The 26302-nt window shown below is 70.9% G+C and carries 23 protein-coding genes and 1 pseudogene; 15 read left to right on the top strand and 9 right to left on the bottom strand.

Annotated elements, in window-relative coordinates; translation table 11 throughout:
• Window positions 1–3: 3 nt before the first annotated feature.
• The 3 genes and pseudogenes from KME80_RS53180 to KME80_RS15170 all read right to left on the bottom strand — a co-directional run.
• Window positions 4–1182, bottom strand: a pseudogene (locus KME80_RS53180) (MGH1-like glycoside hydrolase domain-containing protein); the annotation flags it as partial.
• Complete coding sequence (locus KME80_RS15175) at window positions 1179–1964, bottom strand: sugar phosphate isomerase/epimerase family protein (protein WP_219505520.1); 786 nt, start codon at window positions 1962–1964, stop codon at window positions 1179–1181. The gene KME80_RS15175 and the pseudogene KME80_RS53180, both read right to left, overlap by 4 nt.
• Window positions 1961–2902, bottom strand: a complete 942-nt coding sequence (locus KME80_RS15170) for a zinc-dependent alcohol dehydrogenase (RefSeq protein WP_246644991.1) — start codon at window positions 2900–2902, stop codon at window positions 1961–1963. Before KME80_RS15170 ends, KME80_RS15175 begins: the two co-directional genes overlap by 4 nt.
• A gap of 383 nt (window positions 2903–3285) precedes the next feature.
• Here KME80_RS15170 and KME80_RS15165 point away from each other — a divergent pair, with 383 nt between their 5' ends.
• The 4 genes from KME80_RS15165 to KME80_RS15150 are packed head-to-tail and all read left to right on the top strand — an operon-like array spanning window position 3286 to window position 7569.
• Window positions 3286–4650, top strand: a complete 1365-nt coding sequence (locus KME80_RS15165) for an ABC transporter substrate-binding protein (RefSeq protein ID WP_219505509.1) — start codon at window positions 3286–3288, stop codon at window positions 4648–4650.
• Window positions 4647–5561, top strand: coding sequence for a carbohydrate ABC transporter permease (locus KME80_RS15160; protein ID WP_219505506.1), 915 nt, complete (start codon window positions 4647–4649; stop codon window positions 5559–5561). The genes KME80_RS15165 and KME80_RS15160 overlap by 4 nt, the downstream gene beginning before the upstream one ends.
• A complete protein-coding gene (locus tag KME80_RS15155; RefSeq protein WP_308125767.1) occupies window positions 5548–6393 on the top strand; it encodes a carbohydrate ABC transporter permease in 846 nt (281 codons plus the stop codon). Before KME80_RS15160 ends, KME80_RS15155 begins: the two co-directional genes overlap by 14 nt.
• Window positions 6394–6396: 3 nt before the next feature.
• Window positions 6397–7569 carry an ROK family transcriptional regulator gene (locus tag KME80_RS15150; RefSeq protein ID WP_219505504.1) on the top strand — a complete coding sequence of 391 codons (1173 nt, stop codon included), beginning with the start codon at window positions 6397–6399 and terminating at the stop codon, window positions 7567–7569.
• Here KME80_RS15150 and KME80_RS15145 read toward each other — a convergent pair.
• Window positions 7534–8316, bottom strand: a complete 783-nt coding sequence (locus tag KME80_RS15145) for a helical backbone metal receptor (RefSeq protein ID WP_219505501.1) — start codon at window positions 8314–8316, stop codon at window positions 7534–7536. The genes KME80_RS15150 and KME80_RS15145 overlap by 36 nt on opposite strands.
• Before the next feature lie 54 nt (window positions 8317–8370).
• On the opposite strand from KME80_RS15145, the gene KME80_RS15140 reads away from it, so the two are divergent.
• Together KME80_RS15140 and KME80_RS15135 are read left to right on the top strand one after the other, a co-directional pair.
• Window positions 8371–9189 carry an SAM-dependent methyltransferase gene (locus KME80_RS15140; RefSeq protein ID WP_308125766.1) on the top strand — a complete coding sequence of 273 codons (819 nt, stop codon included), beginning with the start codon at window positions 8371–8373 and terminating at the stop codon, window positions 9187–9189.
• A 4-nt stretch (window positions 9190–9193) separates the two neighbouring features.
• The gene (locus tag KME80_RS15135; RefSeq protein WP_219505499.1) at window positions 9194–10105 is read left to right on the top strand and encodes a TIGR03619 family F420-dependent LLM class oxidoreductase; all 912 of its coding nucleotides are present in this window, start codon (window positions 9194–9196) and stop codon (window positions 10103–10105) included.
• Here KME80_RS15135 and tpx read toward each other — a convergent pair.
• The 3 genes from tpx to icmF all read right to left on the bottom strand — a co-directional run bounded on the left by tpx (window position 10075) and on the right by icmF (window position 14915).
• Window positions 10075–10575 (bottom strand): thiol peroxidase, encoded by a 501-nt coding sequence (gene tpx / locus KME80_RS15130; RefSeq protein WP_219505497.1) that lies wholly within the window; start codon window positions 10573–10575, stop codon window positions 10075–10077. The two genes, KME80_RS15135 and tpx, sit on opposite strands and share 31 nt — an antisense overlap.
• Before the next feature lie 51 nt (window positions 10576–10626).
• A complete protein-coding gene (locus tag KME80_RS15125; protein ID WP_219505495.1) occupies window positions 10627–11601 on the bottom strand; it encodes a helix-turn-helix domain-containing protein in 975 nt (324 codons plus the stop codon).
• 116 nt (window positions 11602–11717) lie between these two features.
• On the bottom strand, window positions 11718–14915 hold the full coding sequence (icmF, locus tag KME80_RS15120; RefSeq protein ID WP_219505493.1) for a fused isobutyryl-CoA mutase/GTPase IcmF: 3198 nt from the start codon (window positions 14913–14915) through the stop codon (window positions 11718–11720).
• A gap of 88 nt (window positions 14916–15003) precedes the next feature.
• On the opposite strand from icmF, the gene KME80_RS15115 reads away from it, so the two are divergent.
• Window positions 15004–16044: a glucose 1-dehydrogenase gene (locus KME80_RS15115; protein ID WP_219505490.1), complete on the top strand. Its 1041-nt coding sequence runs from the start codon at window positions 15004–15006 to the stop codon at window positions 16042–16044.
• Window positions 16045–16300: 256 nt separating this feature from the next.
• On the opposite strand, the gene KME80_RS15110 is transcribed toward KME80_RS15115, so the two are convergent.
• On the bottom strand, window positions 16301–16978 hold the full coding sequence (locus tag KME80_RS15110) for a CHAP domain-containing protein (protein WP_308125765.1): 678 nt from the start codon (window positions 16976–16978) through the stop codon (window positions 16301–16303).
• Window positions 16979–17218: 240 nt separating this feature from the next.
• Complete coding sequence (locus KME80_RS15105) at window positions 17219–17989, bottom strand: PP2C family protein-serine/threonine phosphatase (RefSeq protein ID WP_219505488.1); 771 nt, start codon at window positions 17987–17989, stop codon at window positions 17219–17221.
• A 75-nt stretch (window positions 17990–18064) separates the two neighbouring features.
• Between KME80_RS15105 and KME80_RS15100 the strand changes: the two genes are divergently transcribed.
• The 8 genes from KME80_RS15100 (at window position 18065) to KME80_RS15065 (ending at window position 26249) form a co-directional block, all read left to right on the top strand.
• On the top strand, window positions 18065–19819 hold the full coding sequence (locus tag KME80_RS15100) for an N-6 DNA methylase (RefSeq protein WP_219505486.1): 1755 nt from the start codon (window positions 18065–18067) through the stop codon (window positions 19817–19819).
• A 40-nt stretch (window positions 19820–19859) separates the two neighbouring features.
• Window positions 19860–20747 carry a serine/threonine-protein kinase gene (locus KME80_RS15095; RefSeq protein ID WP_219505484.1) on the top strand — a complete coding sequence of 296 codons (888 nt, stop codon included), beginning with the start codon at window positions 19860–19862 and terminating at the stop codon, window positions 20745–20747.
• Window positions 20747–21592: an RNA polymerase sigma factor SigJ gene (gene sigJ, locus KME80_RS15090; protein ID WP_219505483.1), complete on the top strand. Its 846-nt coding sequence runs from the start codon at window positions 20747–20749 to the stop codon at window positions 21590–21592. Before KME80_RS15095 ends, sigJ begins: the two co-directional genes overlap by 1 nt.
• A gap of 45 nt (window positions 21593–21637) precedes the next feature.
• Window positions 21638–22774, top strand: a complete 1137-nt coding sequence (locus tag KME80_RS15085) for an NAD(P)/FAD-dependent oxidoreductase (RefSeq protein WP_219505481.1) — start codon at window positions 21638–21640, stop codon at window positions 22772–22774.
• A 26-nt stretch (window positions 22775–22800) separates the two neighbouring features.
• Complete coding sequence (locus KME80_RS15080; RefSeq protein ID WP_219505479.1) at window positions 22801–23247, top strand: hypothetical protein; 447 nt, start codon at window positions 22801–22803, stop codon at window positions 23245–23247.
• Window positions 23216–23440 (top strand): FitA-like ribbon-helix-helix domain-containing protein, encoded by a 225-nt coding sequence (locus tag KME80_RS15075; RefSeq protein ID WP_219505477.1) that lies wholly within the window; start codon window positions 23216–23218, stop codon window positions 23438–23440. The genes KME80_RS15080 and KME80_RS15075 overlap by 32 nt, the downstream gene beginning before the upstream one ends.
• A complete protein-coding gene (locus tag KME80_RS15070) occupies window positions 23437–23847 on the top strand; it encodes a type II toxin-antitoxin system VapC family toxin (protein ID WP_219505476.1) in 411 nt (136 codons plus the stop codon). Before KME80_RS15075 ends, KME80_RS15070 begins: the two co-directional genes overlap by 4 nt.
• A gap of 140 nt (window positions 23848–23987) precedes the next feature.
• Window positions 23988–26249, top strand: coding sequence for a hypothetical protein (locus KME80_RS15065; protein WP_219505475.1), 2262 nt, complete (start codon window positions 23988–23990; stop codon window positions 26247–26249).
• Window positions 26250–26302: the final 53 nt, after the last annotated feature.

The raw sequence follows: 26302 nt of genomic DNA, 5'->3' as shown, positions 1-26302 counted from the left end.
GAAGTCGCGCGACCCGTGGCCGTCGAGCGTGGCCGGGTCGAAGTACTCGCGGAACCCGGAGCGCGTCGCGGCGGCGATCATGCCGTCGGCCAGCGCGTCGGCCAGGTCGGCACGCCGCTCCCGCAGCCCCTGCCACACCAGCCAGGTGACGTTGAGCCAGCTCGGCCCGCGCCAGTAGCGGGCGGGGTCGTACTCGGGCGCGGTGGGCGAGAAGCTGGGCAGCACGCCGTCCTTGAGCATGAAGCGGTCCAGCCCGGTGCCGATCAGCGCGTTGGCTATCTCGCGGGGCAGGCCGGGCAGCAGGAGCGGTGTCAGTCCGGCGGCGCTGGCGGAGCGGATCAGGCAGCCGGTGCGCACGTCGCGCGGCTGGAAGAGGCCGTCGTCGTAGAGGTGCTCGATCATGGCCGCGGTGACGCGGGCGGCCTCGGCGCGGTGCGGCCCGGGGTCGTGCCCGAGCTCGGCGGCGATCTCGGCCAGCGCCAGCTCGGCCACCCCGTAGGCGGCGTTGAACAGCGGGTCCTCGACCTGGAAGTCACCCGGGTCGCGGTAGCCGGAGTCGCGGTAGGCGCGGGCGAGCGCGGTGTAGCGCTCGTAGTCGCGGTCGGTGGGCCGCTCGGCGGCGGCGACGTGCCCCAGGTCGCGGCGGACGAACCCGGTGGCCCCGGCGGGCACGGCGCTGAGCGGCCGGTCCCAGGCCGGGCTGTTGTCCATGCCCGACTCCCAGGGGTGGACGATGGAGATCAGCCCTTCGGGCGAGCGCCGGGCGGTGCGCAGGAACTCCTGCTGCGCGACCAGCCGGGGGTAGATGCGGCGCAGGAAGCCCGGGTCGGGCTCGGCCTGGTGCACCTTCCAGGCGGCCAGCGCGTGCACGGGCGGCTGCACGATGCCGGAGGTGGCGGAGCCGGAGGGCGAGCGCGCCTGCCAGAACTCCGGCCCCGGGAAGTAGGCGCCCTCGGGCACCTTGGGGTTGAACACGATGTGCGGCACCCTGCCGTCGGCCCACTGGGCGCCGAACAGCGACAGCAGCTCCGACCGGGCCCGCCGGGGCGACCAGCGGGCGTTGCCGATGGCCACGAAGGCGGAGTCCCAGCTCCACTGGTGGGGGTAGAGCCGCCGGGAGGGGACCGTGTAGCTGCCGTCCCAGTTGTCGACGAGGACACGTACCGCGTCGCGGAGGATCATAGGAATTTCCTGATGAAGGCGGCCGTCTCGGGCAGGACGACCTCGGGTTCGCCGCGCAGGCGGCATTCGAGGGCGAGGTAGCCGTCGTAGCCGACGGCGTCGAGGGTGGCGAGCTGCGCGCCCCAGTCGAGGTGCCCGGTGCCGGGCTGGTTGCGGTTGGACTCGCTGATCTGCATGTGCGCCAGGTAGGGGGCGGCCTCGGCCAGCGAGCGGCAGGGGTCGTCCTCCTCGATGTTCATGTGGTACGTGTCGCCGACGATCCTGATGGAGTCCATGGCGCAGTAGGACACCGCGTCGGCCAGCGTGTTGACCATGTGGTTCTCGTACCGGTTGAGCGGCTCCAGCATGATCAGCACGCCGTTGCGCTGGGCGTGCTCGCCGAGCACGGCCAGGGCCTCGGTGAGCACCTCGCGGTCCTGCTCGGGGCTGCGCGGCGGCTCGAACGGCGGCAGCCGGCGGGAGAACTGGCCCCAGGAGGCGGGGGTCATGACGCCGATGCCGCCCAGCTCGCCGATGACCGTGAGCTGCGACCTGAGCTGCTGGATCGCGTCGGTGCGCTTGGCCGCGTCGAAGTCGCCGATGAAGTGGGGCATGTCCACGCACACGGTCGGCATGACGACGCCGTCGGCCAGCGCCCGCTTGAGCTCGGTGAGGCGGCCGGCGAAGTGGAAGTCGCCCTTGCCGCGCAACTCGATGGCGTCGAACCCGGCGTCGACGGCGAAGGCGAACTTCTCCTGCAGGGACCGGCCGGGCAGGAGCTGCTCCTGGGCGGCGAGCTTCACTGTGACTCCTCGAAGGTGAAGACGAGCTGCAGCACCTCGGACTGGTGCTTGTCGATCAGGTCGAAGGCGTCGGCGGCGTCGTCGACCGGGACGACGTGGCTGATGAGGTCGTCGACCTCGACGTCGCCCCGGTGGACGGTCTCCATGAACGTGCGCTGCAGCCGCTCGACGTCCCACCGGTGCGCCAGCCAGGAGGCGACGCCGCCGATCTGCGAGGAGACGAGCTGCACCTGGTTGTGGTGGAACTCCTCGCCGAGCCGCAGGCCGATGCCGTCGCCCTGGTAGAAGCCGGCGGCCACGACCCGGCCGCCCTTGCGGACGGTGCGGATGGCCTCGTGCAGGCCGTGGTGGCTGCCGCTCAGCTCGATCGCGGTGTCGGCGCCCTCGATCCGCTTGCGGATGAGCTCGGCGACGGAGCCGGCCTGCACGTCGACGGTCTCGGCGGCGCCGTAGCGCCGGGCGAGCTCCAGCCGGGCCGGGATGGCGTCGGCGGCGACCACGCGGGCGCCGCTCAGCACGGCCAGGCGGGTGGCGAGCAGGCCGATGACGCCCTGGCCGAAGATCGCCACCTGGTCGCCGAAGTGGATGTCGGCGGCGTGCACGGCGTTGAGCGCGATGGCGCCGACGCGGGCGAAGACGCCGCTCAGCGGGGCCGCGCCGGGCGGCATGACGTGACCGACGAGCTTGTGGGCGGGCAGCACGGCCTCGGCCCGGTGGCCCCAGATGCCCCAGACGAGGCTGCCGACGGGCGGGTCGGCGACGTCGGGCGCCGCCTCCACCACTTCGCCGACCTCCTGGTAGCCCCAGCCGGTCAGCGGGTAGGCGTGGGTCTGGCCATCGAGGAAGAGACGCTGCTCGGTGTCCCACTTGTGATTGAGGTATGGATTGGTCCCGCGATAGGCGGTGAGCTCGGTGCCCGCGGAGACGCCCGAGTACATCGTACGAACCCGCACGCTGCCCGGAACGAGCTCGGCGGGCTGCTCCAGGCTTACGGAAACGTGACCTGGCTCTTGGAAGGTGATGACGCGCATTGCCCACACTTACGCTTTTTGATCAAACAAAAGTAAGAGATTTAGTGCTTGTTTGCACACCATAGTTGCGCTTGGAACACTCGTAAGTCTACGACTTCCGCCGAGGGCTCCGGATTACCTTGGGGTTTCTGATCGCCCGTCTTCAGGAAAGCGACCTTACCGGCATTGCACACCCCCTGGTCCAGCAGGGATATCAGGCGTGATCCAGGGCGGAAAAATCTTCGCCGAGATCAGACCGCCCCTTTGCCTCAGGGGTACAGGAGCCTTATCCCGAACCGGAGGAGCGTGCCATGCCGCAGAAGGTAACCGCCGTCCTCTCCGCCGCGCTGCTGGCAGCGACCTGCCTGGTGGCCTGCGGCGACGACGGCGAGCGGGCGGCCGACGAGATCACCGTCTGGACCGAGGAGAACCTCGAGGACCGGATGGCCGTCCAGCAGAAGATCATCGACGAGTTCACCCAGAAGACCGGCATCAAGGTCAAACTGGTCGGCGTGGCCGAGGACCAGTTCAGCCAGGTGGTCACCTCGGCGGCGGCGGCCGGCGACCTGCCCGACGTGATCGGCGCCCTGCCCCTGGCCTCCGTCCGCGAGCTGGAGTCCAACGAGCTGCTCGACACCGAGACCCCCGCGAAGATCGTCGACCAGCTCGGGCGCGACACGTTCTCGGCGCGCGCCCTGGAGCTCGACTCATCCGGCGGCAGGCTGCTGGCCGTGCCCAGCGACGGCTGGGCCCAGCTCATCCTCTACCGCAAGGACCTGTTCGAGAAGGCCGGGCTGCGTCCCCCCGACACCTACGAGGCGCTGCGGGCCGCGGCCGCCGAGCTCAACACCGGCGGCGTCGCCGGCATCACGCTGGCGATCGCGCCCAAGGACTCCTTCACCGCGCAGAGCTTCGAGCACGTCGCCCTGGCCAACGGGTGCCAGCTCGTCGACGGCTCCGGCAAGGTGGCGCTCGACTCGCCGCAGTGCGTGCGCGCCTTCGAGTTCTACGGCGACCTGGCCAGGAACCACTCCGTCAAGGGCATGCAGGACGTCGACTCCACCCGGGCCACGTACTTCTCCGGCAAGGCCGCCATGATGATCTGGTCGTCGTTCATCCTGGACGAGCTGGCCGGGCTGCGGAAGGACGCGCTGCCGAGCTGCCCGCAGTGCCGCGAGGACCCGGAGTGGCTGGCCGCGAACACCGGCGTCGTCACCGCGCTCAAGGGCCCGGACGGGAGCGCCCCCGCCCAGTTCGGCGAGGTCGTGTCCTGGGTTGTCATGCGTGACGCCGCCACGGACCAGGCCGCGAAGTTCGTCGCGTACATGATGAACGAGGGCTACGAGCGATGGATCGGGATGGCCCCCGAGGGCAAGTTCCCCACCCGCGAGGGGTTCGCCGACAAGTGGCAGGCGCTGCCCGCCGGGGTCGACACCAAGAAGCCGCTGGCCGACGTCTACCCGGCCGAGGTGCTGGAGGCGCTGCGCACCAGCCCCGGCACGTTCGCCCGCTGGGGCATCCCGCAGGGGCAGGGCAAGCTGGTCGGCGCCACGATGGGCGAGCTGCCGGTGCCCAAGGCGCTGGCCGGCGTGGCCGACGGCTCGCTCACCCCGCAGGCCGCCGCCGCGCAGGCCAGGACCGAGGTCGAGACCATCAAGCGCGGGATCCGCGAATGAGCCGCGGACGCACGCTGCGCGAGCAGGAGGGGCGGGCCGGGCTGGCGCTGATCTCGCCGACGCTCGTGATCACGCTGGTCGTGGTGGTGCTGCCGCTCCTGTGGGCGATCATGCTGGCGTTCCAGGACGTCCGGCTGATCAACATCCGCCAGGCGGGGCTGTTCGGCAACTACACGCTGGAGAACTTCACGTACGTGATCTCCGAGCCGGGGTTCTGGTCCGCGCTGGTCAACACGCTCGTCTACACGGTCGCGGGCACCGCGCTGTCGATCGTGATCGGGCTGGTCGCGGCGCTGGCGCTGCGCGACAGGTTCCGGCTGCGGACGCTGGTCAGGGCCTCGATCCTGATCCCGTACGTGGCTCCGGTGGTGGCCGTCGCGTTCCTGTGGGAGACGATGCTCAATCCCCAGTACGGCATCGTCAACTCCTGGCTGGACGAGCCGATCGCCTTCCTCACCCAGGCCCGGGGCACGTTCCTGGGCCTGGAGGTGCCGGTGGCGCTGCTGACGGTGATCGCGTTCGAAGCGTGGCGCTACTTCCCGTTCGCGTTCCTGTTCCTGCTGGCCAGGCTCCAGGCGCTGCCGGCGGAGCTGGACGAGGCGGCGGTGGTCGACGGGGCCACGCCGACGCAGCGGTTCCGCTACGTGATCATGCCGCAGCTCTGGCGGATCATCGCGCTGCTGTCGGTGCTGCGGTTCGTCTTCACCTTCACCAAGTTCGACGACGTCTACCTGCTGACCGGCGGCGGGGCGGGCACGGAGGTGGTCAGCGTGCGGGTCTACAACTTCCTGACCGCGCGCGACGACATCGGGGCCTCGGCGGCGCAGGCGATCGTGCTCGCGGTCGTGCTGGTCGTGTTCCTGGTGCTCTACCTGCGCTTCTTCGGAGGTGGCGAACGTGAGCAGGGATAGGTTCGAGCGGGCGCTGCTCAAGGTGCTCAGGCCGCTGGTGATCCTCTTCCTCTTCGTGATCACCGCGTTCCCGTTCTACTACATGGTGATGCTGTCGTTCCGGGACATCCAGGAGCTCATCCTGGACCCGGGCTCGCTGTGGCCGGCGACGTTCACGCTCGACACGTACGCGAACGTGCTGGACCGGCAGGGGTTCCTGATCTTCATGCGCAACAGCGCGATCGTGGCCGTCGCCTCGGTGGCGGTCACGCTGCTGATCTCGATCCCGGGGGCGTACGCGGTGGCGCGGCTGCGCTTCTTCGGGCGGCGGCAGGTGCACTTCCTGTTCCTGGCCGTCTACCTGTTCCCGGCGATCGTGCTGGCCATCCCGCTGTTCGTGCTGTTCACGATGCTCGGGCTGCGGGGGTCGCTGGTCGGCCTGATTCTCGTCTATATCGCGCAAACCGTGCCAGTCACGGTATACATGCTCCGCAACTACTTCGAGACCGTGCCGCAGAGCGTCGAGGAGGCGGCGGCGATCGACGGCTGCACGCGCCTGTCGACCATCTGGCGGGTGGTGCTGCCGCTGTCCAAGCCGGCGCTCATGGCCACCGGTCTCTACGCGTTCATGATCGCTTGGAACGAGTTCCTGTTCGCCCTTCTCTTCCTGGTGGAGAGGCGGGAGAGCTGGACGGTCTCGCTGGGGCTCTCGCAGCTCGCGGGCAGCATCGAGATCCCGACCACGGTGCTCATGGCGGGATCGGTGGTGCTGACGCTGCCCATCGTGATCGTCTTCTTCGCCAGCGAGCGATTGCTGACGGAGGGGCTCACGGCAGGAGCGGAGAAGGGATAGACCATGCTGACGGCAGGGCAGGTCCTCCAGCTCATCCGCGACGGCTCCTGCCGCACCCGCAAGCAGCTCATCGAGTTCACCGGGCTGTCCCGGTCGACGATCACCGACCGGGTGGACCGGCTCATCGAGGCGGGCTACATCCACGAGTCGGGTGTGGCGTCCTCCGGGGGCGGGCGGCCGCCCTCGGTGCTCGACATCGACGCCGGCAGCCGGCTCGTGCTGGTGGCCGATCTCGGGGCCAGCCACGCCCGGGTGGCGCTGACCGACCTGGCGGCCCGGCCGCTGGCCGAGGAGCACACCGAGATGCGCATCGAGCGCGGCCCCGACGCGGTGCTGTCCTGGGTGCGGGAGGCGTTCCGGCGGCTGCTCGACCGCACCGGCCGCCCGGCCGCCCAGGTCTGCGGGATCGGCGTGGACCTGCCGGGCTCGGTCGACCACACCTCGGGCCGGGCCATCCGGTCGTTCCTCATGCCCGGCTGGGACGACCACCCGATCGGCCCGGCCGTCGGGGCGGACTTCGACGTGCCGATCCTGGTGGAGAACGACGCCAACGCGATGGCGCTGGGCGAGTGGTGGTCGTCGTGGCGGCACACCGACGCGCTCGTCCTGGTCAAGGTGTCCACCGGCATCGGCACCGGCATCGTGCTCAACGGCGGCATCTACCGGGGAGTGGAGGAGGCCGCGGGCAACATCGGCCACGTCCGGCTGCACGAGGCCGACGACCGGGTGTGCACGTGCGGCTCGCGCGGCTGCGTGGCGTCCCTGGCCAGCGGTCACGCGGTGGCCGCCGATTTGGGCATGGAGACCAGCCGCGACGTGGTCCGCCTGGTGCAGGCGGGTGACCCGGCGGCCATCGCGCGCACCCAGGAGGCCGGGCGGACGCTGGGCATCGTGCTGGCGACCGCGGTCAGCCTGCTCAACCCGGGCGTCCTGGTGCTGGCCGGCGACATGGCCGAGACCGGCGAGCACTACCTGACGGGCATCCGGGAGAGCGTCTACCGGCGCAGCCTGCCGTACACGACCCGCAACCTGGAGATCGTCACGAGCTCGCTGGGCGACCGGGCGGGCATCGTGGGCACGGCGGTGATCGTCATGGAGCACGTGCTGTCGCCGGAGGCGGTCGACGCGGCGCTGGCCGCCTCAGGCGGGCCGGCCCGCCCCGATCTGGCCGGCTAGCTCGGCCCTGGCGGTGAGCAGCGACGGCCCGTACCAGGTGAGCAGCCGCCCGCTGACCAGCGCGCACGGCAGGCCGGGGAAGCACTCGGGGCCGTCGTCCGCGCTGAAGGCGTACGGCTCGTCGGGGAGCACGACCAGGTCGGGCCGGGCCTCGACGAGCTCGGCGAGCGGGATCTTGGGGTAACGCTCGGGGTGGCCGGCGTACAGGTTGTCGACGCCCAGGCGGGCGAGCACGTCGCCGGTGAACGTGTCGCGCCCCGCCACCATCCACGGCCGCCGCCAGACGGGCACGATCGCGGTCCGGCGCGGCCCCCGGTGCGGCTCGCGCCAGGCCCGCTCGGCCCGGACGAGCCAGTCCGGGCGGGGCACCCGGCAGGCCAGCTCGAACATCCTGGCCAGCGAGGCGAACGCCTGGTCCACGGTCTCGATCCTGGTCACCCACACGGCCAGCCCGGCGGCGCGCATGGCCTCGAGGTCGGGGGGCCGGTTCTCCTCGGCGTTGGCCAGGACCACGTCGGGGCGCAGCGCGGTGATCGCGGCGAGGTCGGGGTTCTTGGTGCCCCTGACCCTGGTCACATCCAGGCCGGGCGGGTGCGAGCACCAGTCGGTGGCCCCGACCAGCGCTTCGGGGACGGTCGCGGCGACCGATTCGGTGAGCGACGGCACCAGTGACACGATCCGGCCCACGGCGGCGGGCACGGGGACGCGTACCCCGGTGTCATCGACAAATTCGACGGAATCGCTCACAACAACACCCTAAATCCCCCCACGAAGGGATACATATCCATACAATCTTGAAATGTGAATCTGGGGGATCACCAGCACGAACCTCGGGGCTTCGATCCGACCAAGCCCAACGTCGCCCGGCTGTACGACTATTACCTGGGCGGCAAGGATCATTTCCCGGCCGATCGCGAGGCGGCCGAGCGCATCCTGAAGGTGGCGCCCGAAGTGCGGGCCGCCGCCCGGGCCAACCGCGCCTTCCTCGGCCGGGCCGTGCGGTTCCTGGCCGGCGAGGGCATCAGCCAGTTCCTCGACATCGGCACCGGGCTGCCGTCGCAGGGCGCCGTGCACGAGGTGGCCAACTCCGTCTCGCCCGGCAGCCGCGTCGTCTACGTGGACCGCGACCCGGTCGTCATGGTGCACGCGCGGGCCATGCTCGCCTCCGACACCGACACGGTCGCCGTCGAGGGCGACCTGCGCAAGCCCCGGCAGATCCTCGACGACCCGGTGGTGCTGGACACCATCGACTTCAACCGGCCCGTCGGCGTGCTGCTCGTGGCCGTCATGCACTTCATCGCCGAGTCCGACGATCCGGCCGGCATCCTGCGCACGCTGCGCGAGGCCATGGCGCCCGGCAGCTACCTGGTCCTGTCCCACGGCACCAGCGACGCCCGCCGCGCCGCCGTCCGCAAGGGCACCGAGGTCTACCGCAACGCCACCGCACCGCTGACCCTGCGCGACCGGGCCGGCATCGCCGCCATGTTCGACGGGTTCGACCTGGTGGACCCGGGACTGGTGTGGCTGCCCGAATGGCGTCCCGGCGAGACCGACGCGATCGACTTCACCGACGATCCCGCCTCGTCGCTCATCCTGTGCGGCGTGGGCAGAAGGGCCTGAGGCGATGCGGATCGGCCTGGCCGCGCCGCAGTACGGCAGGTTCGCCTCGCTGGAGAGCCTGCGCCTGGTGGCGCACGAGGCCGAGGAGATGGGCTTCGCGAGCCTGTGGGTGGGCGACCGGCTGCTGACGCCGCTGGAGCCCAAGGACCGCTATCCCGGCGGCGACGGCTCGATCCCCGAGGCGCACGGCGTGTTCCTCGACCCGTTCGCGGTGCTGTCGGTGGCCGCCGCGACGACCTCGCGCATCCGGCTCGGCACCAGCGCGCTCAACGCCTGCTGGTACGCTCCCCCGCTGCTCGCCCGCTCGCTGACGACGATCGACCAGCTCAGCGGCGGCCGGCTGGACGTGGGGCTGGGGCTCGGCTGGTCGTCGGACGAGTACGCCGCCGTCGGCGTGCCCTGGAAGTCGAGGGCCGCCAGGTACGAGGCCACGCTCGACGCGCTGGAGGCCATCTGGCACACCGACCCGGTCGCCTACAGCGGCGAGCTGTGGACGGTGGCGCCCAGCCGCATCCACCCCAAGCCGGTCGGCCGCCCGCCGCTGCTGCTGGGCGGGTTCGCCCCCGACGCGCTGCGGCGCATCGGCCGCCGGGCCGACGGCTGGCTGACCGCCTCGCTGCCGATCCGGATGCTGACCTCGATGTGGGGCACGGTGCTGCGGGCCGCCGAGGAGGCCGGCCGCGACCCGGCGGCGCTGCGCATGGTGCTGCGCGCCAACCCGGTCGTCGAGGCGGGCGGCGCGCCGCCCAGGAGCGGCACCGTGGCGCAGATCGCCGCCTATCTGGACGAGGCGGCGGCGGCCGGGGTCCACGAGTGCGTCCTGGACCTCCAGCACACCGCCGAGAACGCCCCGCACCTGCTGGAGCTGGCCGGGGAGTTCAGGTCCTACGTGAGCGCGGCCAGCGCGGCGTCGTAGTCGGGCTCCTGGGTGATCTCCGGGACGAGCTCGGAGTAGATCACGTTGTTGGCGCCGTCGAGCACGACCACCGCGCGGGCGGCGAGCCCGGCCAGCGGGCCGCTCTCCTGGGCCACCCCGTAGTCCTTGAGGAACGAGCGGCCGCGCATGAGCGACAGCGTGGTGACGTTGTCGAGGCCCTCGGCGCCGCAGAACCGCTTCTGGGCGAACGGCAGGTCGGCCGACACGCAGAGCACGGCCACGCCGGGGTGCTCGGCGGCGATCTGGTTGAAGCGGCGCACGGAGGCCGCGCACACGCCGGTGTCGACGCTCGGGAAGATGTTGAGCACCTTCACCGCGTCGCCGAAGTCAGCCAGCGTGCGGTCGGAGAGGTCGGCGCCGACCAGGCTGAACCCGGGCGCCGGGTCGCCCTGCTTGGGGAAGGAACCGCCCACGATGATGGGGTTTCCCTTGAACGTGACGTCGGACATGAAGCCTCCTGATGGCAGTGGAATCCCGCGTCCGGATCTTATCGTCCGCCGTCAGGCCCAGCCGTTGCGGGCGGCGTGCCAGCCGAGCTGCACCCGGGTGCGGGCGCCCTCGAGGTCCATCAGGGCGCGGACCCGGCGCTGGAGGGTGCGCAGCGACAGGTCGAGCTGGCCCGCGACCGCCTCGTCGGTCAGCCCGGCCAGCAGCAGGCCGAGGATGTTCCTGTCGAGCTCGCCGATCGCGGCCTCGCGCTCCTCGGCCAGCTCGCCGGAGGCGTCCACGCGCAGCGGGTAGGCGCGCTGCCAGATCGCCTCGAACAGCGCCTCGACCGCCGTGAGCAGGCCGCTGCGGTGCAGCAGCACGGCGGCCGGCTCGCCGCCGGGATCGGTGGTGAGCGGCACCAGGGCCAGCTCGCCGTCGGCCATCATGAGCTTGATCGGCAGCTTGTCGGACACCCTGACCTGGACGCCCTTGCGGATGGAGGCGATGATCCCGGCCGCCACGCGGGGCGTGGCCAGCACCTCGCGCTCGACCATCACCAGATACTCCACGCCGCGGTCGACGACCTCCTCCTCGGCCGTGTTGTCGTCCGGCGTCACGGCCACGAACGGCGCCGTGGAGAACGAGCGCACCCGCTTGTCCGCGGCCCACTGGATCTGCAGGAAGCGCTGGCGTACCGCTTCGACGCCGGTCACGACCTCGATGAGGTCGCCCACGGCGCGGTCGACGGCGGCCATGCGGTGCTGCTCGGCGAGCGCGACCAGGGCCAGCTCGGCGGTGCGCAGCTCCTCGCGGCGGGCGGTGAGCAGGCCGCCGAGCGCGACGGAGGGCGGCGCGGCGACGTGGCGGGCGGGGACGCCGGGCAGGCGCGAGACCAGGCCGCGCCCGACCAGGGCGGCCAGGTCCTCGGCGACGGCGGTGACCGGCCTGCCGAGGGCGGCGGCCAGCTCGGCGGCGGTGCGGGGGCCGTCGATCAGGCGGCGGTAGGCGAGCTCCTCACCGGCGGTGAGCCCCAGCGCCTCCAGCACGGCGTCCCCCTCCTTCTGATCGCCGATCAGTATGGGAGAGAAGACAGGGCCGAAGGCGACAAAGCCACCTTCGGCCCCGAATCGTGACAGCACGGTTATCCAGCCGGCGAGCGCCCCTAGACGTTGCGCCTGTACTGGCCTCCCGCCTCGAACAGCGCCTCGGTGATCTGACCCAGCGAGCACACCCGGGCCGCCTCCATCAGCACCTCGAACGCGTTCTCCTCCGACATCGCCGCCTCCCGCAGGCGGGCCAGCGCCGCCGGGGCCTCGGCCCGGTTGCGCTCGTGGAAGGCGTGCAGCCGGTCGAGCTGCGAGCGCTTCTCCTCCTCGGTGCCCCGGGCCAGCTCCAGCTTGTGCGGGCCCGGCTCGTCGCCGCCCGGGTTGCGGAACGTGTTGACCCCGATGATCGGCAGCGACCCGTCGTGCTTGCGGGTCTCGTACAGCATGGACTCGTCCTGGATCCGGCCGCGCTGGTAGCCGGTCTCCATCGCGCCCAGCACGCCGCCCCGGTCCGACAGCCGCTCGAACTCGCGCAGCACCGCCTCCTCCACCAGGTCGGTGAGCTCGTCGATGATGTACGAGCCCTGCAGCGGGTTCTCGTTGCGCGCCAGGCCCCACTCCCGGTTGATGATCAGCTGGATGGCCATGGCCCGGCGCACCGAGTCGGCCGACGGGGTGGTGACCGCCTCGTCGAAGGCGTTGGTGTGCAGGCTGTTGCAGTTGTCGTAGACGGCGATCAGCGCCTGGAGGGTGGTGCGGATGTCGTTGAAGTTCATCTCTTGGGCGTGCAGCGAGCGGCCCGAGGTCTGGACGTGGTACTTGAGCTTCTGCGACCGCTCGCCCGCGCCGTAGCGCTCGCGCATGGCCACCGCCCAGATGCGCCGGGCCACCCGGCCGAGCACGCTGTACTCGGGGTCCATGCCGTTGGAGAAGAAGAACGACAGGTTCGGCGCGAAGTCGTCCACGTTCATGCCCCTGGCCAGGTACGCCTCCACGTAGGTGAAGCCGTTGGCCAGGGTGAAGGCGAGCTGGCTGATGGGATTGGCCCCGGCCTCGGCGATGTGGTAGCCGGAGATCGACACCGAGTAGAAGTTGCGCACCCCGTTGCGGATGAACCACTCCTGGATGTCGGCCATCATCCGCAGCGAGAACTCGGTGGAGAAGATGCAGGTGTTCTGGCCCTGGTCCTCCTTGAGGATGTCGGCCTGGACCGTGCCCCTGACCGTGGCCAGGGTCCGGGCCTTGAGCTCGGCGGACTCGGCCTCGTCGGGCTCGCGGCCGTGCTCGTCGCGGAAGCGCTGGAGCGCCTGGTCGACGGCGGCGTTGAGGAAGAAGGCGAGGATCGTCGGGGCCGGGCCGTTGATCGTCATCGAGACCGAGGTGTTGGGCGCCGACAGGTCGAAGCCGTCGTAGAGCACCTTCATGTCGTCGAGGGTGGCGATCGACACCCCAGAAGTGCCCACTTTTCCGTAAATGTCGGGCCGGAGGTCGGGGTCGTTCCCGTACAGCGTCACCGAGTCGAACGCCGTCGACAGCCGGGTGGCCGGCTGGCCCTCCGACAGCAGCTTGAAGCGCCGGTTCGTGCGGAACGGGTCGCCCTCGCCGGCGAACATCCGCGTCGGGTCCTCATCGTCCCTCTTGAACGCGAACACCCCGGCCGTGAACGGGAACCGGCCCGGCAGGTTCTCGCTCCGCAGGAACCTGAGCAGCTCCCCGTGGTCCTCGTAACGCGGCAGCGCCACGCGCGGGATGCGGTTGCCCGACAGGGTCTCGCGCCACAGCGGCGTGTGGATCTCCCGGTCGCGCACCTTCACCACGAGCTCGTCGGCCGTGTACTGCTCCTTCGTGGCGGGCCAGCTCTCCAGCAGGGCGCGGCTCTCGTCGCTCAGCTCCGCCTCGGCCCGCGCCGACAGCTCGTCGAGGCGGTCGTCCTCCAGCAGCGCGCTCACGGCGGCGAGCTGCTGGCGGCGGCGGGCCACCTCCATCTGGGCCCGCGTCTCCTCGTGGTAGCCGCGCACGGTCTCGGCGATCTCCGCCAGGTAGCGGACCCTGGCCGGCGGCACGATCGCCGCCGACGCCTGCGACGTGCGCCCGCGCACCGGCGCGAGCAGCCCGGGACCGGCCGGCATGCCCTTGTCCACCAGCAGCTCCTTCAGGTGCTGGTAGAGCGCGGTCACGCCCGCGTCGTTGTAGCGGGCCGCGATCGTGCCGAAGACCGGCATCTCCTCCGGCGAGACGCCGAACGCCTCCCGGTTGCGCACCAGCTGCCGCCGTACGTCACGCAGCGCGTCCTCGGCCCCGCGCCGCTCGTACTTGTTGATCACCACGGCCTCGGCGAAGTCGAGCATGTCGATCTTCTCCAGCTGCGAGGCCGCGCCGAACTCCGGCGTCATCACGTAGATCGGCACGTCCACGTGCGGCACGATGCCCGCGTCGCCCTGGCCGATGCCCGGCGTCTCCACCACCACCAGGTCGTAACCGGCGGCCCGGCAGGCGGCGATCACGTCGTCCAGGCAGGCCGGCACCTCGTTGGCGGCCCCCCGGGTGGCCAGGGAGCGGAAGTACGTCTGCGGGCTCAGGCTGTTCATCCTGATGCGGTCGCCGAGCAGCGCGCCGCCGCCCCGCCGCCGCGTCGGGTCGATGGCGATGACCGCGATGCGCAGCTTGTCGTCGTTGTCCACGCGGAGCCGGCGCACCAGCTCGTCGGTGAGCGACGACTTGCCCGACCCGCCGGTGCCCGTGATGCCCAGCACCGGAGCCGAACGGCCCGCCGCCCGCACCCCCTCGACCAGCCCGGCCGGCGCCCGGCCCGCCTCGATCAGCGTGATCGCCCTGGCCAGCGCCGCCTGGTCGCCCGACACCACCGCCTCGACCGACGGGGCGTCGTCCAGCTCGACGTCGCACTCCTCGATCAGCTTGTTGATCATCCCGGGCAGCCCGAGCCGCTGCCCGTCCTCCGGCGAGAAGATGCGCGTGACACCCCGCTCGTGCAGCAGGTCGATCTCGTCCTGCACGATCACCCCGCCACCGCCGCCGTACACCTTGACGTGCCCGGCGCCGCGCTCGCGCAGCAGGTCCACCAGGTAGGAGAAGAACTCCACATGCCCGCCCTGGTACGAGCTGATCGCCACCCCCTGGACGTCCTCCTGGATGGCGGCTGTGACGATCTCGTCCACCGATCGGTTGTGCCCAAGGTGGATCACCTCGGCGCCCTGGGTCTGCAGGATGCGCCGCATGATGTTGATGGCCGCGTCATGGCCGTCGAACAGCGCTGCCGCTGTCACGAATCGGACCGGGTTGACCGGAACGTGCACGCCTGATCACTCCTTCGTGGGGCCCTGATTCGAAGATACTAGGACGTCCTACTAATTCCCAAGGTGCCCTGGTGGGTAGGGGTGAAGCATGCGTGCGATCACATTCGTGCCGGGCAAGCAGGGCACGCTCGGCGTCACAGAGGTTCCCGAGCCGGAGCCGGGGGCGGGCGAACTGCTCGTCCAGGGCCTCGCACTCGGCATATGCGGCACCGACCGCGAGCTCATCTCCGGCGAGTACGGCTGGCCGCGCCAGGAGCCCATGATCCTCGGCCACGAATCACTCGGCCAGGTGCTCCAGGTTCCCGACGGCTCCGCCTACTCCCCCGGCGACCTCGTCGTCGGCGTCGTCCGCCGCCCCGACCCCGTACCCTGCGGCGCCTGCGCCCGCGGCGAGTTCGACATGTGCCGCAACGGCGAATACACCGAACGCGGCATCAAGGAACGCGACGGCTACGGCAGCGAACGCTGGACCGTCGAAGCCGCCTACGCCGTCAAGATCGACCCCGCGCTCGGCACCCTCGGCGTCCTCGTCGAGCCCGCCTCCGTCGTCGCCAAGGCCTGGGAGCACATCGAGGCCATCGGCTCCCGCGCCTGGTTCGAGCCCCGCACCGTCCTCGTCACCGGCGCCGGGCCCATCGGACTGCTCGGCGCCCTGCTCTCCCGCCAGCGCGGCCTGGAGGTCCACGTCCTCGACCGCGCCGCCGACGGCGTCAAACCCGCCCTTGTCGCCGACCTCGACGCCACCTACCACGCCGCCAGCGACCTCAAAGCCGTCGGCTTCAAACCGGACATCATCCTCGAATGCACCGGCGCCGGGCCGCTCGTCTTCGACGCCATGCTCAACACCGCCGAAGCCGGCATCGTCTGCCTCGCCGGCGTCTCCGCCGGCGGCCGGCCCATCAGCGCCGACGCCGGGCAGATCAACCGCGACATCGTCCTGGAGAACGACGTCGTCTTCGGCACCGTCAACGCCAACCTGCGCCACTACCGCGCCGCCGCCGACGCGCTCTCCCAGGCGGACCCCGCCTGGCTCGAACGCCTCATCACCCGCCGCCTCCCCCTGGACCGCGCCACGGAAGCCCTCGAACGCGGCCAGGACGTCAAGGTGGTCATCGACCTGACCACCTGACCCACCCCGCCGTACGGCCGATCCCTCCCCCCGGAAGGGTCCACCCGCCCGAAGCCGAGGCAACCGGGTACGCACCCGGGCGCGCCCTCCCCCCGGAAGGGCCGCCCCGAAGACGCCGCACCGCCCAGCGGCACCGCCCCAGCGGGCACCCGCACCCGGGCACGCCCCCGAAGGGGCCCCATCTCAGGACGCCGCGCCACCCACCTATGCCGTACCCGGGCACTCCTGCCCCGGGAGGGTTCTACCGGGAAGTGGGTCAGGGGCTGGGGTTGTAGGGGTGTCGGCGGGTGGGGGTGGCGCCTACGGGGACGCGGGGGGCCGCGGGGTCCGCGGACGGCGGCTGGGTGGGCTCCGGAGGCGCGGGAGGCGTTGGCGCGTTCCAGGGGCCGGCGAGGCGGCGGTGGTGGCCCGCGCGGCGGCCGGCGACGCGGAAGGAGACCACGACGGTGGTGACGATGATGACGGCGAGCAGCGCCAGCGGCCCGCCGAGGGCGTCGAAGGGCGAGGCGGCGGGCGGGTCGGCGCGTTCGCGGAGGGGGAACGGCTGCTGGCTGGAGCGGATCTCGCCCAGCTCGGCGTTGGCCTTGACGACGCGCGGCAGCCCGTACCCGACGACCTTGTCGGTTTCGCGGACCTTGCGCTTGAGCCAGACGCGGTCCACGTTGGCCTCGATGGTGTGGATCTTCTTGCCGGCGACGCGTTCGACGATGCCGACGTGGTCGACGCCCTTGTAGCTGTCACCGCCGCGCCAGTCGAAGAAGACCAGGGCCCCCGGTTCGGGTTTGCGCGTCCAGGCGCCCTGTTTGATGAACCAGACCGCGTGGGAGGGTGTCCAGGCGAACTGGCCGACGTATTCGCCGACGCCTGCCTTGTCGGCGGCCCAGGCGATGAACATGTCGCACCAGGCGGCGTTCTTGTACTGCGGATCCTGCACCCGGTCGGCGTACCAGTGGCCGAATTTGGTGTGCTGGCCGGACTTCTCCCGGTAGCCGAGTTCCTTACGGACGGTGGCGAGTAACTCTTCCGCGATCGGGTCCAGCTCGACTCCCCCCAGAAATGTGGCAGATCATGATGGACTGTAATAGCGACATCACGACCACGCGCAGAGCATTCCGAAAGTGTCTAGCCATGAGGGGAAATAACGGTCTTGTGGCTGGTGGGACAGAAGTCCGGATTACGCCCCGGCGCCTACCCGGAAGACCTGCGTGTCGCCCGCGCCCGCCGCGACGACGTCGGCCACGATGACCGTCACGTTGTCGGGCGAACCGCCCTCGTTGGCAAGATCGATGAGCCTCTGGACGGCCGCCGCCGGGTCTGCCACCGTGGTCAGCACCTCGTGCAGGACCTCGGGCCCGAGCACGGTGGTGAGCCCGTCGGAGCAGAGGAGATAGCGATCGTCCGGGTCGGCCTCGCGCAGTGCCATGTCGGGCTCCGCCCTGCCCTCGCTGCCGAGGACGCGCAGCACCATCGAGCGGCGGGGGTGCACGGCGGCCTGGTCCTCCGTGATGCGCCCTTCGTCCACCATCGACTGCACAAGTGTGTGATCCTTGGTCATCTGGTAAAGAGCACCATCGCGAAGCAGGTATCCGCGGGAGTCGCCCAGATGAGCCAGAGCGAACCGGTAGCCGTCCCACAGCATGGCGGTGACCGTGGTGCCCATCCCCCTGCGCGCCGGGTCGATGTCGGCCAGCTCGACCAGCCTGCGCGCGGCCTCGTGCACGGCCCCTTCGAGCGCGGCCTCCAGGTCGGTGCCCGTCTCGGGAAGCGTGGCGTCCAGCTCGCGCATCACCGCGATCGCCGCCGAGCTCGCCAGCTCGCCCGCGGCGTGCCCGCCCATCCCGTCCGCCACCACGAGCAACCGGCCGCTCGCATAGCCAGAATCCTCGTTCTGCTCCCTGCGGCGGCCCACGTCTGATCCGGCGGCATAGCGGATGTTGTGCTTCATACCTGCAGTAAATCACTGGTTGAAAGACTTCACAAGCAGATGCGCTGAAGACTCGGTTGAACTAGTCTGACCCTCATGAGCCACGACCCGACCCTGAACGCCGGGGACATCGCCCGGCTCGCCGGTGTCGGGCGTGCCGCGGTGAGCAACTGGCGCCGCCGCCACGACGACTTCCCCGCCCCCATCGGCGGAACCGCCAACCAGCCCCTCTTTTCACTGCCTCAGGTCGAGGACTGGCTGCGCCGCTATGGGAAGTCCTACCAGGTCTCCCTGGCGGATCGGGCATGGCAACGCCTGAAAGCCGCGGGCGATTTGCGGCTCGGCGAGGTCGTCGCCCAGGCCGGGGCGCTGCTGACCACCGGTGAGAGCGAGCTGGAGCCCGAGTCGGCCTCGCTCGTGTCGGAGCTGGCCGAGCGACATGGGGCGCTGACGGCGTACGAGTTCCTGGTGGAGCGCTATCTGGAGGCCCACTCCCGGCAGCTCTCGGTCACCCGCGACGACGTCGCGGAGCTGATGGTCCGCCTGGTGCCGCCGGGCGAGGACGTGCCGCGCGTGCTCGACCCCGCCTGCGGGGTCGGCACGCTGCTGCTGGCGGCCGGCGACGCGCGGGTGCTCGGGCAGGAGCTGAGCGAGACGTCCGCCGCCATCGCCACCGCGCGGCTGCGCCTGCGCGGGGCCGAGACGACGATCGTGGCGGGCGACGCGATGCGTCACGACGGCTTCCCCGGCGACCGGGCCGACGCCGTGCTGTGCGACCCGCCGTTCAACGAGCGGGCCTGGGGCTACGAGGAGCTGGTCGGCGACCCCCGCTGGGAGTACGGGCTGCCGCCGCGCGGCGAGCCGGAGCTGGCCTGGGTCCAGCACTGCCTCACCCACGTCAGGCCGGGCGGCCTGGTCGCGATACTCATGCCTCCGGCCGCCGCCAGCCGCAAGGCCGGCCGCCGCATCCGCGCCAACCTGCTCAGGGCGGGCGCGCTGCGCGCGGTCATCGCGCTGCCGGGCGCCGACCTGTGGCTGCTGCGCCGCCCGGCGGCCGGTGAGCGCCCGCCGTCCGACGTGCTGATCCTCGACGCGTCCGCCGACATGTCCGTCGTCGAGCCCGCCTGGCGCGCCTACCTGGCCGACGGCTCGGGCCAGGCGGTGCGGATCATCGACCTGCTGGCCGACGAGGTCGACATGACCCCGGCCCGCCACCAGCGCCGCGACGACGTGGGCCGGGCCTTCGCCGAGGCGCGCGACCGGTTCCTGGCCGCCGCCGCCGCGCCGCCCGACCTCAAGGTGCTCGACGAGCCGCTCGACCAGCCCGCCACCACGATCGGCGACCTGATCAAGGAGGGCCTGGTGAGCGTGTTCCAGGCGCCGCCTCGGATGGCCGCTGAGGGCGGCGACGTGCCCGTGCTCACGGCCGACGACGTGGCCGGCGACGCGCCGCCGTCGGGCCTGACCACGGCCCAGAAGGGGCTGGTGGCCGTCGAGCCGGGCGACGTCGTGGCCTCCTACTCCAGCGTGCGCGTCATGGCGGGCGGTGGGATGGTGCTGGGCCCCCACCTGACGCTCTACCGGGTCGACGCGCGGCGGCTCGACGCCGACTTCCTGGCCGGGTTCCTGCGGGCGGCGGGCAGCCGGGCGACGACCGGTTCCAGCAGGTTCGACGTGCGGCGCACCCGCCTGCCGAGGCTCCCGCTCAAGGACCAGCGGGCCTACGGCGAGGCGTTCCGGCAGCTCGCCGTGCTGGAGGACGCGCTGCGGGAGACGTCCGCGCTGGGCCAGACGCTGATCCGGCTGGGCCTGGACGGGCTCACGGGCGGCCACCTGCACCCGCAGTCCTGACGGTGTAGTTTTTCCCGGAAGGATGCGGGAGGGGGGACTTGTGGTCATCGGCGACCGCTATGAGCTCGACGACCTCCCCCTCGGCCAGGGCGGCATGGGCGCCGTCTACGCGGGTCACGACCGTCACCTCGACCGGCGCGTGGCCGTCAAGCTCCTCCGCCTGCCCAGCGGCCCCGACCAGGAGCTGGAGCGCCGGTTCATCCGCGAGGCCCGCATCCTGGCCAGGCTGGAGCACCCCGGCGCGCCCGTCCTGTACGACTTCGGCACCCACGAGCAGCGGCTCTTCCAGGTGATGCAGTTCATCGAGGGCGTCACGGTGGCCGACGTGGTGAGCGAGCACGGGCCGCTGCCGGTGCCGTGGGCCGTCGCGATCGCCGCCCAGGCGTGCGCGGTGCTGTCGGCGGCGCACGCGCTGGCGATCTGCCACCGCGACCTGAAGCCGACGAACCTGATGCTCTGCCCCGACGGCAGCGTCAAGGTGCTGGACTTTGGCCTGGCCATGCTCCGCGACGCCGACGTGACGACGTTCACCCGCATCGGCCAGATCCTCGGCACGCCCGCCTACATGGCCCCCGAGCAGATCCAGCACGGCATCGCCGAGCCCCGCAGCGACCTCTACGCGCTGGGCTGCGTGCTGCACGAGATGCTGACCGGCAGGCAGCTGTTCACCGGGCCCACCGACTACGTGGTGTTCGAGAAGCAGGTCAAGGAGCGTCCGCCCGCCGTGCCCGGGGTGCCCGCCGGGCTGGGCGCGCTGCTCGGGCAGCTCCTGGAGAAGAACCCGGGCGACCGGCCCCGCGACGCCCACGAGCTCTACCGGCTGCTGGAGCCGTTCGCGGTGTCGCTCCCGATGCTGCCGGGCTTCCTCGCCCGGTCCCCGAGCCCGGGGCGCATGTACGCCCGGATGGTGGGGCGGGTGCTGAGCTGATGGAGGCGTTCGAGGAGCACCGTGACCACCTGTGGGCCGTCGCGTACCGGATTCTCGGCACCGTGGCCGACGCCGACGACGCCGTGCAGGAGACGTGGCTGCGCTGGCGGCAGGCCGACCGCCAGGCGGTGAGCGACGCGCGCGCGTACCTGACCACGGCCGTGAGCCGGGTCTGCTACGACCTGCTGACCTCCGCCCGCGCCCGCCGGGAGTCCTACGTCGGCGAGTGGCTGCCCGAGCCGGTCGTCGCCGAGCTCGGCCCCGAGGACCGGGTGACCCTGGACGATTCGGTCAGTCTCGCCCTGCTCGCCGTGCTGGAACGGCTCTCCCCGGCGGAGCGGACGGCGTTCGTGCTGCACGACGCGTTCGAGGTGCCGTTCGAGGAGATCGGCGAGATCCTCGGGCGCAGCCCCGGGGCCGTGCGGCAGCTCGCGTCGCGGGCCCGCGCGCGCGTGCAGGAGTACGCGCCGCGCGGCACCGCCGACCGCGCCGCGCACCTGAAGGTCGTGGAGGCCTTCGCGGCGGCGGCGACCTCGGGCGACCTGCCGGGGCTGGTCGCGGTGCTCGACCCAGGCGTGGTGTGGCGGGCCGACGGCGGCGGCGTGGTCACGGCCGCGGCGGTGCCGGTGGTGGGCTCCGATCGGGTCGCCAGGATGGTCCTGGGCATGGTCGAGCGCTGGTTCGACGGCATGACGGCCGAGTTCCTCGACGTCAACGGGGCTCCGGGCGTGGTCATCCGCGACGGCGACGGGGTCCCCGACAGCGTGATGGCCTTCGTGGTCTCCGGTGGCCGCGTCGTCCAGGTCGACGTCGTACGCAATCCCGTCAAGCTGCGCAACGTGTGACGCACCTCACTCAGACATCGGGTCCGCCGGCGCCGTCTCCCTTGCATGAACATCGTGGTCATCGGAGCGGGATACGCGGGTCTGACAGCGGCGCTGCGGCTGGACCGGACCCATCACATCACCCTGATCAGCGCCGAGGCGCACTTCACGCAGCGGATCCGGCTGCACGAGCTGGCCGCGGGCCGGCCGACCGTACGGGTCCCGCTGGCGGAGCTGACGCGCGGCACCGGCATCGAGACCGTCGTCGCCCGGGTCGCCGCGCTCGACCCCTCGGCACGCGTGGTGCGCACGGAGGACGGGCGGGAGTTCGGCTACGACACGCTGGTGTACGCGCTCGGCAGCCGGACCGACGTGCGCGTGCCCGGGGTGGCCGAGCACGCCTACACCGCCGAGTCCGCCGCCGCCCTGCGGACCCGGCTGGCCTCCGGCGGCGGTGACGTGGCGGTGGTCGGCGGCGGGCTGACCGGCGTCGAGATGGCGGCCGAGCTGGCCGAGACGTACCCGGCGTGGCGGGTCACGCTGGTGTCGGGGAACGAGCCGGTGCTGTCGGCGCGCGGCCGCCGGCACGTCGCGGGGGCGCTGTCTCGGCTCGGCGTCATCACCCGGTACGGGGTCCGCGCGTCGGGCGTGTCGGCGGGGACCGTCCACACCACCGACGGCGACATTTCCGCAGATGTCGTGGTCTGGGCGGGTTCGTTCACCGTCCCGACGCTCGCCGCCGAGGCCGGGCTGACCGTCGACGCCCGCGGCCGGGCCGTCGTGGACGCCACCATGCGGTCCGTGTCGCACCCGGACGTCTACGTCGTCGGCGACGCGGCGGCCGTCCGGATCCCCGGCGCCGGCGAGTCCCGCATGTCCTGCGCGGCCGGCATGCCCATCGCCGCCCACGCCGCCGACTCCGTCAACGCCCGCGCCGCCGGACGCCAGGCCAGGCCGTTCCGGTTCCGGTACCTCATCCAGTGCGTCAGCCTCGGCCGCCACGACGGGCTCATCCAGTTCGTCCGGCACGACGACTCGCCCGTGGAGACGGTGCTGCGAGGGCGGCTCGCGGCCTTCGTCAAGGAGCAGGTGTGCCGGTTCACCGTCGGCTCACTGCGCCTCGAACGCCGCCGGCCCGGCACGTACCTGTGGCCCAAGGGAAAGGCCCGCACCCCCGCCGCTCCCCTGACCACCACCCGGTAACCGGATCACATGGAACAATCGCGCCCATGCCGACGGTAGTGCTGCCCTCGACGGTCGAGCTCACCGAGATACTCGACGCCCTCCCCAGCAACACCTGGACGTGGACCATCCTGGATCTCTGGGCCGTCGGCACCCCGCCCAACGGGATGACCATGCCGTCCTTCGAAAACTTCATCTCGTCCGCCGAGACGGGCTACCCCATGACCTGGTCCGAGCTGCTGGACCTCGCCGCCGGGCTCGACCAGGTCATGGACTGCCTGATCGTGGCGACCAAACGGCCGCACGCCGCCCCGCGCCGCCTCGCCGACCAGGACGACGTCCCTGGACTCCTCGTCCGGATCGACGCCCTGGACAGCACCGAATGGCACATCAACATCAATGCCGGGCATCGCACACTGACCCATCCATGCGTGCATGCATGTTGCAAGCTAAAGTGCTTGCATGGGGACCATACAGATCAGGGATGTTCCTGACACGACCGAGCGGACACTGAAGGCGCGGGCGGAGCGCGAAGGCAAGTCCCTCACCGCGTTCGTACGCGACCTCCTGAATGAGGAGGCGGCCACGCCGACACTGGACGAGGTGATGGCCAGGATCGCCGCCGACGAGCCGGTGGCGTACGACCCCGACTTCGTCCGGGAGACCATGCGCGAGGGCGGCCGGTGAGCCTGGTCGTCGACGCCTCGATCGTCTTCCGCCTGCTGGCCAACGTCAAAGGCGACGACCTTCTCCGGCAGCGGCTGGCGCGGAAACTGCACGCACCGGCCCTGATCGACGTCGAGATCGCCTCCGTCGTGCGCGGGCATGTCATCACCAGCAAGCCCGAGGTGCGCATCTCCGAGGCGAGGGCCGAGATCATGCTGGAGCGCTACGCCCAGCTGAAGATCGTCCGCCATCCGATGCTGCCCCTGCAGCCGCGCGTGCTGGAGCTGCGCAACAACCTGACCGCCTATGACGGCATGTACGTGGCGCTCGCCGAACTGCTCGGGGTGCCGCTGCTCACCGACGACGCCAAATTCGCCGGCTCGACAGGCCACCGGGCCGAGATCCACCGCTACCCACCACCGGCATAACCGCCTTCTCTTCAGGAAAGAAATGCTTTCCATCCTCATGCCTTCTGTGTAACCGGGTGACGGCCCGCAGTTCTGGATCAGCTCTTCGCGGGGTGCGAATCTTGGGGCGTCAACCGATGTTGTGAAGGAACGGTGGTCCGGTGTCGATCAGCTTCAGGAACCCCGAGGCGTTCGCCCGTACCGTGGGCATTTCCGCCGGCGCCGTGGCCACCTTCAAGAGCATCGCCACTTGGGTCGCGGCGGCGTCGACCGTCGTGGGTGTCGTTGCCGTGGCCGCCGACATCATCAAGGCGATCATCGGCGGCAAAGACCCGATCCAGGAGGCACTCGACCAGATCCGCGAAGAAATCAAGAAGATCGGCGACCAGAATCACCGCACACTCATTTCCGATCGCCTGGAACGGGCTACCGGAACGCAGGGGCTCATCAAGGATGTCGCCGACGGAATTCGGTCCTTCGCGGCGGACCATTCCGCCCAGCACCGGCGCGAGCTGGTGAACGCCCTGAACGTGATGCGTCCCAAGCTTCTGGGGCATGCCATGCCCGAGGCCAATCTGCTGCCGTTCCATCCCGAGACCTACACGATGCTGTCCGGGAACGCGGCGCCGCACTGGATGATGGGCGGCGACCAGGTCTACGCCGGGGCCCATTTGATGGGCCAACCGGAAAGTGTGTTCGCGAGTTCCCTACCTCCCTCGGAGAGGTCGTGGCCGAACGAGACAAGAGTGGTTCCGGCGACCGTGTGGCCGGTCCAGGTCATGCGTCCGCTCTCCGCCTCCTACCATGATTGGCAGACACCGGACAGCCTCAATGCCAGCCATCTCCGCTGGGACGGGCGATTCCATGCACCGGTTCTGATGGCGGGAGCGCTCTGCTATCTCAATGGAATTCGCTTCGTCGAGCCCTATTTCCGTTCGACGGGACATGAGCGGGAGCGTCTGCTGGGCTTGATCGAGGCGCTTTCCCAGTTCGCCGCCGACTGGTACGCGCAGATTCTGGTCAGCGCGCCGATGCCCGCTCCGCATTTCGACCATGTTCCGGCGACCCCGTTCAGCGAGGAGCGGTATCTGCCCCGCTTCACGTTCTCCAGCTGGCCGTGCGGGGCGGCCGACCCGGCTTTCGGCACCAGTGCGTACCAGCCGGGGTGGTGGGTGCCCGATCCGGCGGGGTTCTCGACGGGGCTGATGGGCCAGGATCAGATGGGCGGGTTCTTCCGTGACCGTCAGGCATCGCTCAAATGGGTGTGCCGGAACAACGGGCTCAGCGACCTCTGGTCAGTGATCAACAGCTTGGGGCAGCTTCTCTTCCCTCCCCCTCAGTCGGAAACGCTGGGCATCTACGCGGACCGCGCCCAGACGGAGACCTTGAGCGTCCTCTCCACCGCACAGACCAGCGCGGAGACGTTCAACATCCTGGTCCCGCCCACCACGTTCGACGGCGTACGTGAAGCCCGCGCGGTGAAGGTACGGGTGCCGATCGCGATCCAGGCGAACCCCGGCCTGGACGGCGTACCGAATCTTCGCCGGCTCGCCTCCAGCGACGTCACGTTCGGCTACAAGGTCGAGTTGGTCGGCAACGACGGCACCCGGATCTCAGTGTTCGAGTCCCAGGTCCGCCGTCTGGAAGGCGAGGAGGGGCTGTGGCACACCGGCGACCCGGGACCGGCCGGTCTCAAGCCGGTGCCCCGCTTCGGCCCGGACCATGACGTCGAGCTGGAGACGGCGACCTACCTGCGTTTCGTCGATTCGTCCGGCGCGACCTACTGGACCGAGGAGGAAGGCGAAGGGCGGGTGCTCTTCAGCTGCCGGGTCCAGGTCAGCGACCCGGCGCACGACCCCATCCCGGGATTGGAGAAGGAGTGGCCGCCTCGCGGCGTGCTCTGGCTGGAGGTGACCAGCGAGAACGCGGCCAACCCGTCGTTCAGCGTGTCATTCGCCGTGACCGAGACGATCAGGGTTTCAGGGGACGGAACCCCCAGCGACGACGAACTCGTGACTTACACCGCGGAGGACTCCGTCTCCGTGGACGCCCAGGTCGCCGTGTTCCCCACGCAGTACTTCGAGCAGTACGAGGCGGAGCGGGAGATGTTCTACGCGAAGATGCAGGAGACCAACAGGAAGTATCGCCCGGTCAAGCAGATCTTCGACGTCGGACCGCCGGAGGAACTCATCGATCCCCTTGGTCCGCTGTACGGCCCCGACCACCTTGCGGGCATCACGCATCTCCTCGACGACCACGCCTCATCCTCGGCCGTCGTCGAGGAGATCCGCCGCGCCACGTCCGACGGGATCGAGGTCAACGCGTCGACGATCCGACACGGGATCGCGAAGGCCGTACACAGTCAGGCGAAGGCACACGTGAAGTCCGTACAGGTCGGGCGTTGGACCGCCGGGCCCGGCTGAGCCGCCCGGCGGGGCCTTCGTGTGGCGCGCGGACCGCGCCCCTCCTACGGGTT

Origin of the sequence: Nonomuraea ceibae, from assembly GCF_019396325.1 — a bacterium.
Taxonomy (GTDB): Bacteria; Actinomycetota; Actinomycetes; order Streptosporangiales; family Streptosporangiaceae; genus Nonomuraea; species Nonomuraea ceibae.
This window is presented reverse-complemented; position numbering and strand designations above follow the sequence as displayed.